Origin of the sequence: Streptomyces sp. NPDC058525, assembly GCF_042719495.1 — a bacterium.
Lineage (GTDB): Bacteria > Actinomycetota > Actinomycetes > Streptomycetales > Streptomycetaceae > Streptomyces.
Window position 1 is genome coordinate 119,176 of the sequence record NZ_JBHXNP010000010.1, and the last position, 17,122, is coordinate 136,297.

The window sequence follows — 17,122 nt, forward strand, 5'->3', positions numbered from 1 at the left end:
TCAGCGTGCTCACGGCGCTCAGCGTGCTCACGGCGCTCAGCGTGCTCACGGCGCTCAGCGTGCTCACGGCGCTCAGCGTGCTCACGGCGCTCAGCGTGCTCACGGCGCTCAGCGCGCTCACGGCGCTCACCGCACGCACGGCGCCCGCCGCGCTCACCCGGCCCCGGCGCCCAGCAGCTCCGCCAGGACCGCCGCATGGCTCGAGGCCGGATCCCTGACCGCCGTCAGGAGCGTCACCGGCCCCTCGGCCGCCAGGCCCCGCAGCCGCTCCAGCTCCGCCACCGCCGCCGGCTCCGCCAGCTCCGCCTCGTAGCGGCGCCGGAACTCCCCGGCGCTGCCCCCGGCGTGGAACCACTTCCGCAGCTCCGCCGACGGAGTCACGGGCCGCGGCCAGGAGTCCACCGCCGCCGCCTCCCTCGACAGGCCCCGCGGCCACAGCCGGTCCACCAGCACCCGCACCCCGTCCGCCGCCGGCTCCGGGGCGTCGTAGACCCGCCGCACCCTGATCACCGCCCGCCTCCCAGTCCCTTGACCTCGTCCCACACCACCGGATCCAGCACGCCCGCCCGCCTCCCGAACTCCCACAGCGACACGTCCTCCGGCCGGTCCGCCTCCAGGAAGCTCGTACGGCCCTGCGCCCCCACCGTCCCCGGCGGCAGCGGGATCACACCGGCCCGCCGGTCGTCGTACTTCCCGCTGATCCACGCGACCCGCGCCCGATGCCCCCGCACCTGCCCGACCGCCAGCACCAGGCACACCCGGCCGTCCGCCAGGTACCACAGCTCACCCGCCCGGGGCCTCGGCGGCGGCCCGGGACCGTGCGCGGGCCCGGGCCTGGCCCGGCGGGGGAGCCCCAGCCGCCTCCCGGAGACCAGCGCGACCAGTGCCACCACCGCCACGACCACGACCGCGGCGACCGCGGGCCACCAGGACGTGTCCATGTTTCGACCGTAGCCGTGCGGGAACGCCCCGGCATGGCAACGTGCGGCAACACCCGTGCCCGCCGTCGCTCCCCCGGGTGACAGCACAGGTGATTCCCCCCACAACGGCCCGCCGCGGAGGAGCGACCGGTCGTTTCGCGCCTTACGCTCGACCCACGCACGGCCCGCATTCCGTCCACGGACCGTCCACGGAGGTTCACGCTCCATGAAGCTCACCGTCGTCGGCTGCTCGGGCTCGTTCCCGTCCGCGGAATCGGCCTGTTCGAGCTACCTCGTCGAGGCCGACGGCTTCCGGCTGCTCCTCGACATGGGCAACGGCGCCCTCGGCGATCTCCAGCGCCACATCGGCCTCTACGACCTCGACGCGATCTTCCTCAGCCATCTGCACGCCGATCACTGCATCGACATGTGCGCGTACTTCGTCGCCCGCTTCTACCGCCACGAGGGCGGCCGCTGCGGCACCATCCCCGTCTACGGCCCCGACGGCACCGAGAAGCGCCTGACCACCGCCTACGACGACGTCCCCGACGAGCGCTCGATGAGCGAGGTCTTCGACTTCCGCACGCTGAAGTCCGGCACCTTCGAGATCGGCCCCTTCCAGGTCCGCACCGAACGCGTCAGCCACCCCGTCGAGTCGTACGGCATCCGCGTCGAGCACGGCGGCCGCTCGCTCACGTACTCCGGCGACACCGGCACCTGCCCCGAGCTCGGCCTCCTCGCCGAAGGCGCCGACCTCTTCCTGTGCGAGGCCTCCTTCACGCACGGCAAGGAGGACATCCCCGGCCTCCACCTCAACGGCCGCGAGGCCGGACAGTACGCCCAGGGCGGCGGCGTCGGCCGGCTCGTCCTCACCCACATCCCGCCGTGGACGGACGCCCAGCAGAACATCACCGACGCCCGCGCGGTCTACGAAGGCCCCGTCGACCTCGCCCACCCGGGCGCCGTCTACGAGATCTAGTGGTCTAGGACGCGCCGGGCCGGGACCGCCGGCCGCCGAGGGCCATCCGGACCCAGGTGTGCCGGCGGCCGCGGATCGCCACCGAGTACGCGTACATCAGCTCCGGATCGCACATGCCCGGCAGGTACGAGTCCCCGAAGTGGTGCGCGTCGAAGCCCGCCTCCTTGGCACCCAGCGCCAGCTGCGGCACCACGTTCGCGTGCGAGCCCTCCTGACTGGTGCCGATGGCGCCCATCGCGATCGCCCCCGCGTCCTGCACCGCGGCCACCGCCTCCGCGGCCAGCTCCCGCGTCACCCCGGGCAGCGTCCCAGGCAGCGGCATGACCACCCCGTCCGCGCCCGCGTCCACCAGCGCCGTCAGCCGCGCCGTCGTGACCCGCTCCGGATGCCCCGCGTGGTGCATCTTCCCCGACCACAGCGCCGCGTCGGCGCCCAGGCCGCTGCGCAGCTCCTCGGTGACCCGCGCCATGGCCTCGTACGAGCCGCCCGTGCCCGGGTTCGCCGTGATGCACAGCATCGCCGCGCCCATGTCGATCAGGCGCTTGGCGTACTCCGGCTTCGCGCGCCGGATCTCCGGTACGTCGCCGGGCTCCAGGTTCACCCCGACCGGCCGCCCGATCACCCGGGCCAGCTCGGTGAACGAGGCGAACTCGCCCAGCCCGGGCAGCCGCAGCCGCTCGCCGTCCCAGGCCCGCTCGATGAGGTTCAGTACGACGATGTCCGCGCCGAAGGCGGCCACGAGCTCGGCGTTGTGCACCCCGCGGCCGTCCGGGTGCGGGGAGAGCGCGGCGCGCTCGGCGAAGACCTCGGCGACCATGGTCCGCCCCTCGGCGGCGGCCACCGCCCGGGTCAGGGCGCGGCCGCGCAGGGCGGCGAGCTGATCGCGATCGAGGTCGAGTATGCGCTGGTCTGTCATGTTTTCCACGGTATGCAGTGCGGACAGGCCGAAGCCCCCGCCTTTCGGAAGGAAAGGCGGGGGCTTCGGACCCTTTGACAGCGTGTGCGCGCAGGCTTACTTCGCCTCGGCCTTCGCCAGCTCGGCGAGCTCCTCGTCGGACTCGCGGCCCGGGGTGGGGAGGTTGAACTTCGTGATCGCGAAGCGGAAGATCACGTAGTACAGGGCGGCGAAGCAGAGACCGACGACGGCGAGGCCCAGAGGGTTGGTGGCCTTGCCGAGGTTGAGCAGATAGTCGACCGCACCTGCGGAGAAGCCGAAGCCGTCCTTCATGCCGAGGGCCCAGGTCAGCGCCATCGAGACACCGGTGAGGACCGCGTGGATCGCGTAGAGCACCGGGGCGATGAACATGAAGGTGAACTCGATCGGCTCGGTCACACCGGTGACGAACGCGGTGAGCGCGAGGGAGAACATCATGCCGCCGATGACCTTGCGGCGCTCGGGGCGGGCGCAGTGGACGATCGCGAGGCAGGCCGCCGGGAGGGCGAACATCATGATCGGGAAGAAGCCGGTCATGAACTGGCCTGCGGTCGGGTCGCCGTGCAGGAAGCGGGCGATGTCGCCGTGGTAGTCGGTGCCGCCGTCGGTGTACGTGCCCGCCTGGAACCACGGGAAGGAGTTGAGCAGGTGGTGCATGCCGATCGGGATGAGGGCGCGGTTGGCGACACCGAAGATGCCCGCGCCGACGGCGCCGGAGCCGACCAGCCACTCACTGAAGTTGTGGATGCCGGTGCCGAGGACCGGCCAGATCAGACCGAAGACGATGCCGATGGCCAGGCCCGCGAAGGAGGACAGGATCGGGACGAGGCGGCGGCCGCCGAAGAAGCCCGCCCAGTCCGGCAGCTTAGTCCGGTAGAACTTCTGGTACAGCAGGGCGACGACGATCCCCATCACCACGCCGCCCAGCACGCCGGCGTTGACCGCGGCGTCCACCATGACGATCTTGCCGTCGACCACCTTGGCGACCTGCGGCAGGTTGCTGTCGGTGAAGGTGGCGAGCACCTTCTGGAAGACGAGGTAACCGGCGACGGCCGCCAGCGCGGTGGAGCCGTCCGACTTCTTGGCGAAACCGATCGCGATGCCGACGCAGAAGAGCAGTGCCATGTTGCCGAGGATGGCGTCACCACCTGCGGCCATGTACCCGGCGAGCTTCTGGACGAAGTCGGGGAACGAGGCACGTGCCAGCATGTCGTCCTGGCCGAAGCGGACCAGCAGCGCGGCGGCGGGCATCACCGCAACGGGGAGCATGAGGCTCCGGCCGATGCGCTGCATGACGGCCATCACGCCAGCGCCCTTCTTCTTTTCAGCCGCGGGGGCGGCAGCCGTGGACACAACTTCCTCCAGTGGGCAAGGCGCCGCCAGAGGAGAACCGGGGACGGCGACGTCTCAGAAAGGGGGGTACGCGGGCCAGACAGGCTCGCGTGGTCTACACCAATAGGTGGTGTAGACCAGTTGTAACACGGTGAGGGATAGATAAGGAACCTTCGATTTCCTGTGGTCTACACCACACGCGGCGGCGACCGGCCCCACGCCGGGCCCACCGGCCCTCCGGACATGGCCAAGGCCCCCGGATCCGCAGATCCGAGGGCCTCGAAACAGGGCCGAAAGACCCGGCCCGAGCGGGCCGGTGACGACCGCTAGGCCTTGATGTTGTCCTTCCGCATCTCCTCGATCTCCTCGTCCGACTCCCGGCCCGGCGTCTTGATGTCGAACTTCGTGATCGCGAAACGGAACACCGCGTAGTAGACGACCGCGAAGCACAGACCGATCGGAATGATCAGCCACGGCTTCGTCGCCAGGTTCCAGTTGATGAGGTAGTCGATCAGGCCCGCCGAGAAGCTGAAGCCGTCGTGCACCCCCAGCGCCCAGGTCACCGCCATCGACACACCCGTCAGCACCGCGTGCACCGCGTACAGCGCCGGCGCCACGAACAGGAAGGAGTACTCGAGCGGTTCGGTGATGCCCGTGACGAACGAGGTCAGGCCCACCGACAGCATCAGACCGCCGACCTCCTTGCGGCGCAGCGGCTTCGCGCAGTGCGTGATCGCCAGCGCCGCCGCCGGAAGCGCGAACATCATGATCGGGAAGAAGCCGGACAGGAACAGGCCCGCGTCCGGGTCGCCGTTCAGGAACATGTTGATGTCGCCGTGGACCGTCTTGCCCTCCGGCGTCGTGTACGAGCCGAACTGGAACCAGATCGGCACGTTCAGGAACTGGTGCAGGCCGATCACCAGCAGCGCCCGGTTCGCCACGCCGAAGATGCCCGCACCCCACGCGCCCAGCCCGATCAGCCAGTCGGAGAAGCTCTCCAGCGCGTCACCGACCGGCGGCCAGATCCACAGGCACAGCGCCGCGAAGGCGATGGCGACGAAGGACATGATGATCGGGACGAGCCGGCGCCCGTTGAAGAAGCCCAGCCAGTCCACCAGCTTCACCCGGTGGTAGCGCTGCCAGAACCAGGCCGCCAGCAGGCCCATGATGATGCCGCCGAAGACCCCCGGGTTCTGGTACGTGAACCCGGCGAAGGCGTCGTTCGGCCCCAGGCAGCCGCCGCCGATGTTCCTCGTCCCCTCAGGGCAGTCCTTGGGGAAGGCGTGCAGCACCCCGCGGTAGACGAGGAAGCCGGCGACGGCCGCCAGGGCCGTCGAGCCGTCCGCCTTCTTGGCCATGCCGATCGCGACGCCGATGCAGAACAGGAGCGGCAGGCCGAGGTCGGGATCGAGCAGGGCCCCGCCCGCACCCGCCATCACCTTGGCCACGTCCGTCCAGTTCAGGCCGTCCTTGCCGAAGACGTCGTCCTGCCCCAGACGGTTCAGGATGCCCGCTGCGGGCAGCACCGCGATCGGCAGCTGCAGGCTCCGGCCCATCTTCTGCAGCCCCTGGAACAAGCCGCTCCGCCACTGGCTACGCGGCTTGGCTGCGGCGCTGTTCGCGCTCATCGGCGTCCTCCCTGACCGGCCCTGTTTTGGCAGTCGCAACGCGTGCGGCACACTGGTGTAGACCAGTTGTGGGCAGGCTGCTGCTGATCGTCATCATTCGGCAGATACCGGTCATGCGCTCGCGTAGCTGGGCCAACCGTGCGTTACCGTGACAAAGCGGACCGTGTGGGCAGTTGCCCGCGCAGCGGACGCCGAGACTCGTTCTTCGTAACTCCCCCAGACTCCGTCCGGGGGGACCCCCAAGGAGAAACACATGGCCACCAAGGCTGAGAAGATCGTCGCCGGGCTCGGCGGTATCGACAACATCGAAGAAGTCGAAGGCTGCATCACCCGCCTGCGCACCGAGGTCCACGACGCGAGCCTCGTCGACGAAGCCGCCCTCAAGGCCGCCGGCGCCCACGGCGTCGTCAAGATGGGCACCGCCATCCAGGTCGTCATCGGCACCGACGCCGACCCGATCGCCGGCGAGATCGAAGACATGATGTGAGCTGAGCCCACCCGCTCGCACACACGCCAAGGACCCCGTCCCGGACCCCTCCGGACGGGGTCCTCGCGCTGCTCCACAGGGGCTAGGCTCGGAGCCATGTCTCGCATCGACGGCCGTACGCCCGAACAGCTCCGCCCGGTCACCATCGAACGCGGATGGAGCAAGCACGCCGAGGGCTCCGTCCTCATCTCCTTCGGAGACACCAAGGTCTTCTGCACCGCCTCCTTCACCGAAGGCGTCCCGCGCTGGCGCAAGGGCAGCGGCGAAGGCTGGGTCACCTCCGAGTACTCGATGCTGCCCCGCTCCACCAACACCCGCGGCGACCGCGAATCCGTCCGCGGCAAGATCGGCGGCCGCACCCACGAGATCTCCCGCCTGATCGGCCGCTCGCTGCGCGCCGTCATCGACTACAAGGCCCTCGGCGAGAACACCATCGTCCTGGACTGCGACGTCCTCCAGGCCGACGGCGGCACCCGCACCGCAGCGATCACCGGCGCCTACGTCGCCCTCGCCGACGCCGTCGCCTGGGGACAGCAGAAGAAGCTGATCAAGGCCGGCCGCAAGCCCCTCACCGGCACCGTCGCCGCCGTCAGCGTCGGCATCGTCGACGGCGTCCCGCTCCTCGACCTCTGCTACGAGGAAGACGTGCGCGCCGAGACCGACATGAACGTCGTCTGCACCGGCGACGGCCGCTTCGTCGAGGTCCAGGGCACCGCCGAGGGCGAGCCCTTCGACCGCAAGGAACTCAACGCCCTCCTGGACCTCGCGGCCGGCGGCTGCGCGGACCTCGAAGCCATCCAGCTGGGCGCGCTCGAACTCTGAGCGGCAACCGCGGCGCGCGGATTCGCGTCCGTCCTGGTACGGGCGCACGGTGTCACAGCCGTGCGCCCGTCCACGTATCCGACCCCTGGGGGACCCGATGAAGCAGACGATGAAGCCGAAGCACCGCGTCGCCGCCCTGGCGCTGGCCGCCGCGCTCGCCATACCCGCCCTCACCTCCTGCGACGCGATCTCCACGGCGATGGACTGCGCGAACACCGCGGTGGCCATCACGGACGGCGCCAACGACCTCCAGCAGGCGGTCTCCCAGGCCGGCAACAGCCCGCAGGACGCCCAGAACGCGCTCAACCAGATCGAGGACAACCTCAAGAAGATCGGCGACCAGACGGACAACGCCGATCTGAGCAAGGCCATCGGCTCGATGAACACCGCGGTGAAGAACGTCCGCGACGCCATCCAGAACGGCGACGCCACCCCGGACATCCAGCCGGTCGCGGACGCCGCGAGCGAGATCTCCAAGGTCTGCACCCCGGGCTGACGCACCGACGGGGGCGGGGCGGGGCCGGGCCGGGACCGAGGGCGGCGGGACCGGGGGCTGCGGGACCGGGGACGGCAGGACCGGGGACGGCGGGACCGGGGACGGCGGGACCGGGGACGGCGGGGCCGGCGGGGCCGGGCGCGCCGCGGGCAGGCCATAATCGGTGACCATGACCCGCCTGATCCTCGCGACCCGCAACGCGGGCAAGATCTCCGAACTCCACGCCATCCTGTCCGACGCCGGCCTGCCGCACGAGCTGGTCGGCGCGGACGCGTACCCCGAGGTCCCGGACGTCAAGGAAACCGGCGTCACCTTCGCCGAGAACGCCCTCCTCAAGGCCCACGCCCTCGCCCAGGCCACCGGCCTGCCGGCCGTCGCCGACGACTCCGGCCTGTGCGTGGACGTCCTGAACGGCGCCCCCGGCATCTTCTCGGCCCGCTGGGCCGGCGCCCACGGCGACGACGCCGCGAACCTCGCGCTCCTGCTCGCCCAGCTCGGCGACATCGCCGACGAGCACCGCGGCGCCCACTTCTTCTGCGCGGCGGCCCTGGCCCTGCCGGACGGCACCGAACGCGTCGTCGAGGGCCGCCTCCTGGGCACCCTGCGCCACACCCCGTCGGGCACGGGCGGCTTCGGCTACGACCCGATCCTCCAGCCCCTCGGCGAAACCCGCACCTGCGCGGAACTCACCCCGGCCGAAAAGAACGCCATCTCCCACCGAGGCCAGGCCTTCCGAGCCCTGATCCCGGTCCTGCACGAACTCCTGGGCTGACGGGAAAGGGCCTGGTCTCCCCATGGGAGACCAGGCCCTTTCCATCGAGTGCGCCCGGTCGGATTCGAACCGACATGCGCGGCCACCTAAAGGCCGCCGCTCACCAGGTGGCGTACGGGCGCGAGCCAGAGACACTCTACTGCGCACGCCGCCCCCGTGGTTGATGCACCTACGAGCTAGCGACCACGCCGTCCTCCTCGACACCAGGTGTCCGTCACCGCGTGGCAGTTGGGGCACAGCAGGCGCAGGTTCTCCCGCCGGTCGTCGCTCCAGTCGCCGTTGATGTGGTCGACCTCCAGGGTCATCTGCCGTCCACGCCAGGCAGGGGGCGACCCGCACATGTCGCATTGCTCCGGGACACCGATCGCTCTCAGGGCACGCCGCAGGACAGAGGTACGGGTGCGTCGTCGATTCCCGTCATGCTTGACGAGGACGTCGACGGTCGGCTGAGCGGTGCCGCGGCCCGGCTTCCCGCGCTGGTGGGCCTGCCCGAGGAAGTGGACGGTGGACAGGCCGTCCTCGTCGATCCACCGCTTGAGCGCCTCGTTCATGCTGCTGGAGGGCGTCTTGCCCAGGTGACGGAGCGTCTCTGCCAGCGACTGGGACGAGGCGACAGCGTCGCGCAGGGTTGCCCCGTCGGGCTTCACGCGCCGCACGTACGACCGGCTCATCATCGTCCCTTCGCGCGGCCGCGGTACGTGTCCGTGGTGGAGTGGCAGTTCGGGCACAGCAGTTGCAGGTTCTCCCGCCGGTTGTCGCGCCAGTCGCCGTTGATGTGGTCGACCTCGAGCGGGAGCGGATACCCCTGCCAGATGGGCGCGATACCGCACATGGCGCACCTGTCGGGGACACCCAGGGCCACCAGCGCCACCTTGAGCCGCTCGCCCGGGGTCCGTCGGGCATCTGCCCCGTGCTGTCTGACGAGGAGCATCTCCGGGGTCCGCCGGAGCCTGCGGCGTCCTGCGGACGACGGCAGCTTGAAGTGTGAGGTGTCGATGCCGAAGGCCTTCACGCGGCGGCTGATGTGCGTGTGGTGGCCGCCCACGACCTCGAGGCCGAGCCGTCGCAACACCTCGCACATGCTCGTCGAAGCGGCAACGGCCTCCGCCAGGACCTCCCTCGTCCACTTCACCCCCTCCGGCTCGAAGTGGGAGACGTCCACTCCGAGCTTGCGCATGCGGTCGTGCAGGTAGCGCCGGGAGCCGCTCTTCGGGTCCACCCCGAGTCTCAGCAGCGCCTCGGTCAGCGTCCGTGCCCCCTCCGCCGCCTCCGCCAGGACCTCCCTCGTGTACGGACTGATCGACATCCGCGTCCCCCTCCGTGTACCGGCCGCGTGTGCGGCCCTCGTATGGAGTAACGGACCGATAGTCGGACGGTTACGGGCCGATTCGCCCGATAAACGGAGCGGCCCGCACCGGTTTGCCGGTGCGGGCCGCGCGGGACGGGCGTGGGTCAGATGCCCAGGTCCTTGATGATCTTGGCTACGTGGCCCGTGGCCTTGACGTTGTAGAAGGCGTGCTCGACCTTGCCCTCCTCGTCCACGACCACCGTCGAGCGGATGACGCCCGTCACCGTCTTGCCGTACAGCTTCTTCTCGCCGTACGCGCCGTAGGCGGCCAGGGTCTCCTTCTCCGGGTCGCCGACCAGGGTGACCTTCAGGTTCTCCTTCTCGCGGAACTTCGCCAGCTTCTCCGGCTTGTCCGGGGACACGCCGATGACGTCGTAGCCGGCCGTGGCCAGCACGTCCAGGTTGTCCGTGAAGTCGCAGGCCTGCTTCGTGCAGCCCGGCGTCAGCGCGGCCGGGTAGAAGTAGACGATCACCTTGCGGCCCTTGTGGGCGGCCAGCGAGACCTCGTTGCCGTCCGCGTCGGGCAGGGTGAAGGCGGGGGCGGTGTCGCCCGGCTGAAGTCGCTCGCTCATGTCGGCAGTCTCCTCAAGAGGGGATCGGTACGTGCACGAGACTAAGCTGACAGACTGTTCATGGCGGACTACGCCCCCACAGGACCACGACGACGGAGGCAGCGCGGTGCCGGAAGCCAGGACCCCCGCACAGATCGAGGCGGACATCGTCCGCCGCCGCGAGCAGCTCGCCGAGACGCTCGACGAGATCGGCGTGCGCATGCACCCGAAGACGATCATCGGGGACGCGAAGGCCAGGGTCGCCTCCACGGTCGATCACACCGCCGGGCGCGCCTTCGTCGCGGTGAACCGTCTCGTGACGGACGTGAGGGACGGTCTGCGCCACGACGACGGGGCTCCGCGCGTCGGCCGGATCGTGCCCGTCGCGCTGCTCGCGGCCGGTGTGGTCGGGCTGCTGGTGGTCTCGGCGCGGCGCAAGCGCTGATGTCGCGACTGCCGATGTCGCGAGCGCCGATGCCGCGAGCGCCGATCACACGAGTGCCGATGACCCTGCGCGGCGCGGGCCGGGCGGGGGCAGGTAGGTTCGTGGCGTGAGCGAGAACACCACCCACGACAAGCTGCCCATCCGGATGCTGCACGACCGCGTGCTCGTGAAGTCCGATCTGCCGGAGGGCGAGCGCCGCTCGGGCGGCGGCATCCTCATCCCGGCGACGGCCGCGGTGGGCAAGCGGCTGGCCTGGGCGGAGGTGGTCGCGGTCGGGCAGAACGTGCGGAGCGTGGAGCCCGGCGACCGAGTGCTGTACGACCCCGAGGACCGGGCCGAGGTCGAGGTGCGGGGTGCGACGTACGTGCTCATGCGCGAGCGGGACCTGCACGCGGTGGCCGCCGAGCGGCTCGAGGGATCGAAGGATTCCACCGGGCTGTACCTCTGATCCCTCGCCGAAGACTGCTCGAAAGGGCTGGTGGCCCAGGTCACCAGCCCTTTCGTCGTTTTTTGCTACGGTGGAGGGGAACCCGACGAGACGCGCCGTACCGGGTACGACAAGACGACGCACCCCGTATCGCTCGATGTCTCGGAGGTGCCGTCATGGCATGGGTTCTGCTTCTCCTCGCCGGTCTGCTCGAGGTCGGCTGGTCGATCGGCATGAAGTTCACCGAAGGTTTCACCCGGCTGTGGCCCAGTGTGTTCACGGGCGCCGGGATCGTCGCGAGCATGGTGCTGCTGTCGTACGCGGCGAAGACCCTGCCCATCGGTACCGCGTACGGCGTGTGGGTGGGCATCGGCGCCGCCGGTGCGGCCGTGCTCGGTATGGCGGTGCTGGGTGAGCCCGTCACCGCCGCCCGGATCTTCTTCATCTGTCTGCTGCTGGTCGCCGTGGTGGGGCTGAAGGCGACCTCCGGTCACTAGGCCGGCCGGTCGGGCCGTCGGCAGGGCTATTCCAGGAAGGCCGACGGAGGGCGCACGCCTCCCACCGCTCCCGCGTCGGCGCCCTGGGCCGCGCCCTGGCTGCTGCCCTGTGTCGTGCCCGCCTGGGTGCCCGCGGAGGTGCCGCCCTGGTTGCCCTGGGTGGTGCCTCCGTTGTTCTGGCCTCCTTGGTTCTGGCCGCCGTTGTTCTGCCCGCCGTTGTTCTGCCCGCCGTTGTTCTGGCCGCCCTGGTTCTGGCCCCCGTTGTTCTGGCCGCCCTGGTTCTGTCCGCCCGTCGGGTTCGACGGGGTCGGGCGGGTGGGGCGGCCGGGCGGGGTCGGGCTGCGTTCGCCCTGCTCGGTCTCCTCCGGCGGCTCCGATTCGAAGGTCGGCGGCGGCGGGGGCTGGGCCGCGCCCGGCTGGAGTTCCAGGTCGAAGTCGACGGGGTCGGTGCCCTCCAGGGCCGTCTTCGTATAGGCGGCCCAGATCCGGGCCGGGTAGCCGCCTCCGCCGATACGGGCCTCCCCGAGGGCTCCGTACAGCGACTGGAGGGCGCCGGTGTCCGGGTCCTGGCCCATCATCGCGACGACCGTGACCAGGTCCGGGGTGTAGGCGGCGAACCAGGCCGAGCGGTCGAGTTCGCCGGTGCCGGTCTTGCCCGCGGCCGGGCGGCCGGCGGCGAGGGCGGCCGTGCCGGTGCCGTTGTCGACGACGCTGACCAGCATGGAGGTGGTGGTGTCGGCGGCCTCGCGGCTGACGGCCTGGGTGGGAGTGCGCTCGGGCAGGGCGACGGTGTCGTCCTCCTTGGCGATCTTCTCCAGGAAGGTGTACGGGGTGCGCCGGCCGTGGTCCGCGAGGGTGGCGTACGCCTGGGTCATGTCCAGGACGCTGGCTTGCATGGTGCCCAGCGCCATGGCGGGGCCGGGGTCGAAGTTCGGGGTGTTCTCGGGGATCCCGAGGGCGACGGCCGTCTCCTTGACCTTGAGGGTGCCGACGTCGACGGCCATCTGTGCGTAGACGGTGTTGACGGAGAGGTCGGTGGCGGTGTTGACGGTGATGTTCCCGTAGCTGACCTGGCCCTCGTTCTCTGGGGCGAAGCGGATCCGGCCGCCGACGACGGGGCGTTTGTTGTCGCCGTTGTAGATGGTGTTGGGGGTGATGCGGCGGCCGTCCTGGGTGCGGGAGTCGTTCTCTACGGCGGCGGCGAAGACGAACGGTTTGAAGGTGGAGGCGACCTGGTAGTCGTGCCGGGTCGCGTTGTTGACGTACTGCTTGGTGTAGTCGATGCCGCCGTACAGGGCGACGACCTTGCCGGTGGCCGGGTCGATGGAGACCCCGCCGGCGCGCACCACGCGGTCCGCCTTGCGCTTCTCCGGGTCGAGTTTGCCGACCATCTGGTCGTCGACGGCTTCGACGAGGTCGTTCTGGCGGCGCTTGTCGATGGTGGTGGTGATGTGGTAGCCGCCCTCGGCGAGGGTTTTGTCGTCGAGGATCTTGTTCTCGGTGATGTAGTCCTTGACGGCCTCGACGAGGTATCCGCGCTGGCCGGAGAGGCCTGCGGCGGCGCGGACCTTGCCCGGTTCGGGGAACTGGGTCGTGGCGCGTTCGGCGGCCGGCAGCCAGTCCTTCTTGACCATGCCGTCGAGCACGTAGTTCCAGCGGGCGAGGGCGCGCGGGCGGCCCTGGGGGTGCGAGACGACGTCGAAGGCGCTGGGGGAGTTGAGGAGGGTGGCCAGGTAGGCGCCTTCGGCGGTGGTGAGTTTGCCGACGTCCTTGCCGTAGTAGGCCTGCGAGGCGGCCTGGATGCCGTAGGCGTTGCGGCCGAAGTAGCTGGTGTTCAGGTACCCCTCGAGGATGTAGTCCTTCGACTTCTCGCGACCGAGTTTGATCGCGATGAAGAACTCCTTGACCTTCCGCTTGATCGTCTGTTCTTGGCCCAAGTAGTAGTTCTTGACGTACTGCTGAGTGATCGTCGAACCCGACTGCGTGCCCTTGCCGGTCGCCGTGTTCCACGCGGCGCGGAGCATCGCCTTCGGGTCGACCGCCCGTTCGGAGTAGAAGTCCCGGTCCTCGGCGGCCAGTACGGCCTGCTGGACGGTCCGCGGGACCTGCGACAGCGGGACGTTGACGCGGTTGACCTCGCCGTCGCGGGCCAGCTGGGAGCCGTCGGAGTAGAGGTAGACGTTCGACTGGGCGGTCGCGGCGGCGTTGGCCGGCGGGATGTCCACCAGCAGGTAGCCGGCGACCAGGGCGCCGCCGAGCAGCAGCGCGAGGAGCAGGACCCCGCCCAGCAGCATGCGCCAGGTGGGCAAGAGGCGGCGCCAGCCGGTCCGTTTGCGCCGGGGCTTCTTGCCGGGCTTGCCCGGTCCGGCGGTCCCGGCGGTCCCGGCGGTCCCGGCGGGCCCGGCCGGCCCCGTGGAGCCGGCCGGGCGGCCCGGATGCGGGGCCTGCGCGTGCCGCTGTCCGTCGGGCGTGTCCGGGTCGCGAGGGGTCCAGCCCGGGGGTGGTGACTGGTCGCTCATCTCCAGGACTCCTCGACGCCGTGCGAAATATCCACTTCTGTACCTCATGGTGTCTACCCGATTGGCCGCCGATTCCGCTCCGGACGGGGGTAAATCGGTCGCGTGGCTCGCCCCTCCGCACTAAGCTCGCGCGCTTTGGCCGACGTAGGAACGACCTGGGAAAGGGAGGGATACGGTGCTTCAGCGAGTGCACCTCTACCTGGCCGTCGCGGCAGGCGGATTCCGGCGCTACGCCACCTACGGAACCGCGACCGCGGCCGGGGTGTTCACCAACACCGTGTTCGGTTTCATCCTCGCCTACACGTACATAGCCCTGTGGGACCAGCGGCCCGGACTCGGCGGCTACGACCAGGCACAGGCCCTGACCTTCGTATGGGTGAGCCAGTCGCTGCTCGCCGCCGGAGCGCTGATCGGGGGCGGGTTCCAGGAGACGTTCCAGGAGCGCGTGCGTACGGGGGACATCGCCGTCGACCTGTACCGGCCGGCGGACCTCCAGATGTGGTGGCTCGCGGCCGACCTGGGGCGGGCCGCCTTCCAGTTGGTGGGGCGCGGGGTGGTCCCGCTGGTGGCCGGCGCGCTGGCCTTCCGGCTGGCGCTGCCCGCCGACCCGGCGCGCTGGCTGCTGTTCCTGGTCTCGGTCGGGCTGGGGCTGCTGGTGAGCTTCGCGCTGCGCTACCTGCTGGGGCTGGCGGCGTTCTGGCTGATGGACGGGGCCGGGATCAATCTGATGGCGCAGGTCGTCGCCATCTTCTTCTCCGGGGTGCTGCTACCGCTGACCGTGTTCCCGGGCGGTTTCGGGGAGTTGGTGCGCGCCCTGCCATGGGCGGCGATGCTCCAGGTGCCGATGGACGTGCTGGTGGGCAAGCACTCCGGGGCCGGCAACGCCGTGCAGGCGCTGGGGTTCCAGGCCGGATGGGCGTGCGTACTGCTGGGAGCGGGGCGGCTGTTGCAGTCGGCGGCGACGCGGAAGGTGGTGGTCCAGGGTGGCTGAGACGGTGCTGGAACGGGGGCCTGAGCGCGAGCCGGAGCAGGGGCCCGAGGCGTGGCGGGAGCGGGAGCCGGGGGCCGTGGAGGTGCCGCGGCGCGACCGGTTGCGGGAGGGGCTGCGCGGCTACCGGCTGATCGTCGAGATGTGGATCCGGTCGACGATGACGTACCGGGCCTCCTTCCTCCTCGCGCTGTTCGGGAACGCGGCCATCCAGCTGCTCGACTTCGTCGCTATCTGGATCATGTTTCGGCACGTGGACGCGCTGGGCGGCTTCTCGCTGCCCGAGATCGCCCTGCTGTACGGGGCCTGTTCGACCTCGCTGGGCCTGGCCGACCTGCTGCTCGGCAACACCGACCGGATCGGGCTGCGCGTCCGCGACGGCTCGCTCGACACCATGCTGGTGCGGCCGGTACCGCTGCTCGCGCAGGTCGCCGCGGACCGGTTCGCGCTGCGCCGGCTGGGGCGCACCGCGCAGGGACTGGCCGTGCTGGGCTGGGCGGTGTCGGTGCTGCCGGTGGACTGGTCGGCCGGGAAGGTGCTGCTGGTGCCCGTGATGATCGTGGCCGGGGCGGCGATCTTCGGGGCGGTGATGGTGGCCGGGGCGGCGTTCCAGTTCTGGGCGGGGGACGCGGCCGAGGTGCAGAACTCCTTCACGTACGGCGGGAACGCGATGCTCCAGTACCCGCCGACGATCTTCGCGAAGGACCTGCTGCGCGGGGTGACCTTCGTCATCCCGCTGGCCTTCGTCAACTGGCTGCCGGCGCTGTACGTGCTGGGGCGGCCCGATCCCCTCGGCCTGCCGGGGTGGGTCGCGTTCCTGAGCCCGCTGGTGGCCTTCGTGGTGTTCCTGCCCGCGTCGCTGGCGTGGCGCGCGGGTGTCCGTTCGTACCGAAGCACGGGGAGCTAGCTGTGGCTGTGGCGGATGCGCTGATCTCGCTGGACGGGGTCGAGAAGGTCTTCGACGTACGGCGCCGGGTGGGCCTGATGCGCCGTGAGAAGCGCCAGGTCAGGGCGGTGGACGGGATCAGCTTCGAGGTGGCGCGGGGCGAGATGGTCGGCTACATCGGGCCCAACGGCGCCGGCAAGTCGACCACGATCAAGATGCTGACCGGCATCCTGACCCCGAGCGGCGGCCGGCTGCGGGTCGCGGGCATCGACCCGGCGCGGGAGCGGATGCGGCTCGCGCACCGGATCGGGGTGGTGTTCGGGCAGCGCACGACGCTGTGGTGGGACCTGCCGCTGAAGGACTCGTACGGCCTGATGCGGCGCATGTACCGGATCCCGCGGGCACGCTACGAGGAGAACCTGGAGCGCTGCGTGGACCGGCTGGACCTGGCCGAGCTGCTGGACGTCCCCGTACGGCAGCTGTCACTGGGGCAGCGGATGCGCGGGGACATCGCGGCGGCGCTGCTGCACGATCCGGACGTGCTGTACCTGGACGAGCCGACGATCGGGCTCGACGTGGTGAGCAAGGCGAAGGTACGGGGCTTCCTGCGGCAGCTGAACACGGAGCTCGGCACGACGGTGCTGCTGACCACCCACGACCTCCAGGACATCGAGCAGCTGTGCGAGCGGGTGATGGTGATCGACCACGGGCGGCTGATGTACGACGGCCCGCTGGCCGGGCTGCACGCGGCGGGGTCGGCGGGGGAGAGCGAGCGGACGCTGGTGGTCGACCTGGAGCGGGAGCTCGGGCCGATCGAGGTGGCGGGCGCGCGGGTGGTGAAGGTGGACGGGCCGCGGCAGTGGCTGGCGTTCCCGGCGGGGGCTTCGGCCGCGCCGCTGGTGGCGGCGGTGGCGGCGCGGTATCCGCTGTCGGACCTGTCGGTGCGGGAGCCGGACATCGAGGACGTGATCGCGCGGATGTATGCGGGGCGGGGGTGAGGGGGCGGGTCCGGTGCGGGCCCGTGGTCCGGGCCCGGGTGCGGGCCGGGGGTGCGGGGCCGGGGTGCGGGCCCGGGGTAAATCAGGGGCATC

At 70.7% G+C, this 17,122-nt stretch carries 20 protein-coding genes, 1 tRNA gene and 1 riboswitch; of the genes, 11 read left to right on the forward strand and 10 right to left on the reverse strand.

The genetic code is table 11. From position 1 onward, the window contains the following. Positions 1-153 precede the first annotated feature (153 nt). Positions 154-510: a DUF488 domain-containing protein gene (locus ACFWP3_RS08370; protein ID WP_384217551.1), complete on the reverse strand. Its 357-nt coding sequence runs from the start codon at positions 508-510 to the stop codon at positions 154-156. Continuing rightward, positions 507-941 (reverse strand): hypothetical protein, encoded by a 435-nt coding sequence (locus tag ACFWP3_RS08375; protein WP_384217553.1) that lies wholly within the window; start codon positions 939-941, stop codon positions 507-509. The genes ACFWP3_RS08370 and ACFWP3_RS08375 overlap by 4 nt, the downstream gene beginning before the upstream one ends. 205 nt (positions 942-1,146) lie before the next feature. Here ACFWP3_RS08375 and ACFWP3_RS08380 point away from each other — a divergent pair, with 205 nt between their 5' ends. Beyond that, the gene (locus ACFWP3_RS08380; protein WP_384217555.1) at positions 1,147-1,899 is read left to right on the forward strand and encodes an MBL fold metallo-hydrolase; all 753 of its coding nucleotides are present in this window, start codon (positions 1,147-1,149) and stop codon (positions 1,897-1,899) included. Positions 1,900-1,903: 4 nt separating this feature from the next. Here ACFWP3_RS08380 and ACFWP3_RS08385 read toward each other — a convergent pair whose 3' ends face one another. The 3 genes from ACFWP3_RS08385 to ACFWP3_RS08395 form a co-directional block, all read right to left on the reverse strand. Then, a complete protein-coding gene (locus ACFWP3_RS08385) occupies positions 1,904-2,815 on the reverse strand; it encodes a hypothetical protein (protein ID WP_384217557.1) in 912 nt (303 codons plus the stop codon). 96 nt (positions 2,816-2,911) lie between these two features. Beyond that, positions 2,912-4,135, reverse strand: a complete 1,224-nt coding sequence (locus ACFWP3_RS08390) for a PTS transporter subunit EIIC (RefSeq protein ID WP_384217617.1) — start codon at positions 4,133-4,135, stop codon at positions 2,912-2,914. A 356-nt stretch (positions 4,136-4,491) separates the two neighbouring features. After that, entirely contained in the window at positions 4,492-5,793 is a 1,302-nt protein-coding gene (locus tag ACFWP3_RS08395; RefSeq protein ID WP_384217559.1) for a PTS transporter subunit EIIC, read from the reverse strand. A gap of 253 nt (positions 5,794-6,046) precedes the next feature. Between ACFWP3_RS08395 and ACFWP3_RS08400 the strand changes: the two genes are divergently transcribed. The 4 genes from ACFWP3_RS08400 (at position 6,047) to rdgB (ending at position 8,370) form a co-directional block, all read left to right on the forward strand. Further along, positions 6,047-6,280: a glucose PTS transporter subunit EIIB gene (locus ACFWP3_RS08400; protein WP_069920430.1), complete on the forward strand. Its 234-nt coding sequence runs from the start codon at positions 6,047-6,049 to the stop codon at positions 6,278-6,280. A gap of 96 nt (positions 6,281-6,376) precedes the next feature. Further along, on the forward strand, positions 6,377-7,102 hold the full coding sequence (gene rph, locus ACFWP3_RS08405) for a ribonuclease PH (RefSeq protein ID WP_030717976.1): 726 nt from the start codon (positions 6,377-6,379) through the stop codon (positions 7,100-7,102). Positions 7,103-7,199: 97 nt separating this feature from the next. Next, entirely contained in the window at positions 7,200-7,598 is a 399-nt protein-coding gene (locus tag ACFWP3_RS08410; RefSeq protein ID WP_384217562.1) for a hypothetical protein, read from the forward strand. A gap of 169 nt (positions 7,599-7,767) precedes the next feature. Continuing rightward, positions 7,768-8,370 (forward strand): RdgB/HAM1 family non-canonical purine NTP pyrophosphatase, encoded by a 603-nt coding sequence (gene rdgB / locus ACFWP3_RS08415; RefSeq protein WP_384217564.1) that lies wholly within the window; start codon positions 7,768-7,770, stop codon positions 8,368-8,370. A 49-nt stretch (positions 8,371-8,419) separates the two neighbouring features. Here the strand turns inward: rdgB and ACFWP3_RS08420 are convergent. The 4 genes from ACFWP3_RS08420 to bcp form a co-directional block, all read right to left on the reverse strand. Beyond that, a tRNA-Leu gene (locus tag ACFWP3_RS08420) sits at positions 8,420-8,492 on the reverse strand. A gap of 54 nt (positions 8,493-8,546) precedes the next feature. Further along, positions 8,547-9,041 (reverse strand): HNH endonuclease, encoded by a 495-nt coding sequence (locus ACFWP3_RS08425; protein ID WP_384217567.1) that lies wholly within the window; start codon positions 9,039-9,041, stop codon positions 8,547-8,549. Beyond that, positions 9,041-9,676, reverse strand: coding sequence for an HNH endonuclease signature motif containing protein (locus ACFWP3_RS08430; protein ID WP_384217569.1), 636 nt, complete (start codon positions 9,674-9,676; stop codon positions 9,041-9,043). The genes ACFWP3_RS08425 and ACFWP3_RS08430 overlap by 1 nt, the downstream gene beginning before the upstream one ends. Before the next feature lie 146 nt (positions 9,677-9,822). Continuing rightward, positions 9,823-10,290: a thioredoxin-dependent thiol peroxidase gene (gene bcp / locus ACFWP3_RS08435; protein ID WP_384217575.1), complete on the reverse strand. Its 468-nt coding sequence runs from the start codon at positions 10,288-10,290 to the stop codon at positions 9,823-9,825. Between the two features lie 106 nt (positions 10,291-10,396). Between bcp and ACFWP3_RS08440 the strand changes: the two genes are divergently transcribed. From ACFWP3_RS08440 to ACFWP3_RS08450, 3 genes are all read left to right on the forward strand, one after another. Continuing rightward, positions 10,397-10,714 carry a DUF3618 domain-containing protein gene (locus tag ACFWP3_RS08440; protein ID WP_362297359.1) on the forward strand — a complete coding sequence of 106 codons (318 nt, stop codon included), beginning with the start codon at positions 10,397-10,399 and terminating at the stop codon, positions 10,712-10,714. Positions 10,715-10,820: 106 nt separating this feature from the next. Beyond that, positions 10,821-11,162: a co-chaperone GroES gene (locus ACFWP3_RS08445; RefSeq protein WP_030239046.1), complete on the forward strand. Its 342-nt coding sequence runs from the start codon at positions 10,821-10,823 to the stop codon at positions 11,160-11,162. 54 nt (positions 11,163-11,216) lie between these two features. Continuing rightward, a riboswitch (guanidine-III (ykkC-III) riboswitch) is annotated at positions 11,217-11,286 on the forward strand. A 31-nt stretch (positions 11,287-11,317) separates the two neighbouring features. Beyond that, positions 11,318-11,638, forward strand: a complete 321-nt coding sequence (locus tag ACFWP3_RS08450) for a multidrug efflux SMR transporter (RefSeq protein ID WP_030026576.1) — start codon at positions 11,318-11,320, stop codon at positions 11,636-11,638. Between the two features lie 26 nt (positions 11,639-11,664). On the opposite strand, the gene ACFWP3_RS08455 is transcribed toward ACFWP3_RS08450, so the two are convergent. Further along, positions 11,665-14,157 (reverse strand): transglycosylase domain-containing protein, encoded by a 2,493-nt coding sequence (locus ACFWP3_RS08455; protein ID WP_384217579.1) that lies wholly within the window; start codon positions 14,155-14,157, stop codon positions 11,665-11,667. Positions 14,158-14,344: 187 nt separating this feature from the next. On the opposite strand from ACFWP3_RS08455, the gene ACFWP3_RS08460 reads away from it, so the two are divergent. From ACFWP3_RS08460 to ACFWP3_RS08470, 3 genes are read left to right on the forward strand one after another with little or no spacing between them, the layout of a single operon-like run. Next, positions 14,345-15,148: an ABC transporter permease gene (locus ACFWP3_RS08460; RefSeq protein WP_384217619.1), complete on the forward strand. Its 804-nt coding sequence runs from the start codon at positions 14,345-14,347 to the stop codon at positions 15,146-15,148. Further along, positions 15,141-16,052 carry an ABC transporter permease gene (locus tag ACFWP3_RS08465; protein ID WP_384217581.1) on the forward strand — a complete coding sequence of 304 codons (912 nt, stop codon included), beginning with the start codon at positions 15,141-15,143 and terminating at the stop codon, positions 16,050-16,052. Before ACFWP3_RS08460 ends, ACFWP3_RS08465 begins: the two co-directional genes overlap by 8 nt. A gap of 2 nt (positions 16,053-16,054) precedes the next feature. Further along, entirely contained in the window at positions 16,055-17,029 is a 975-nt protein-coding gene (locus tag ACFWP3_RS08470; protein ID WP_384217583.1) for an ATP-binding cassette domain-containing protein, read from the forward strand. Positions 17,030-17,122 lie beyond the last annotated feature (93 nt).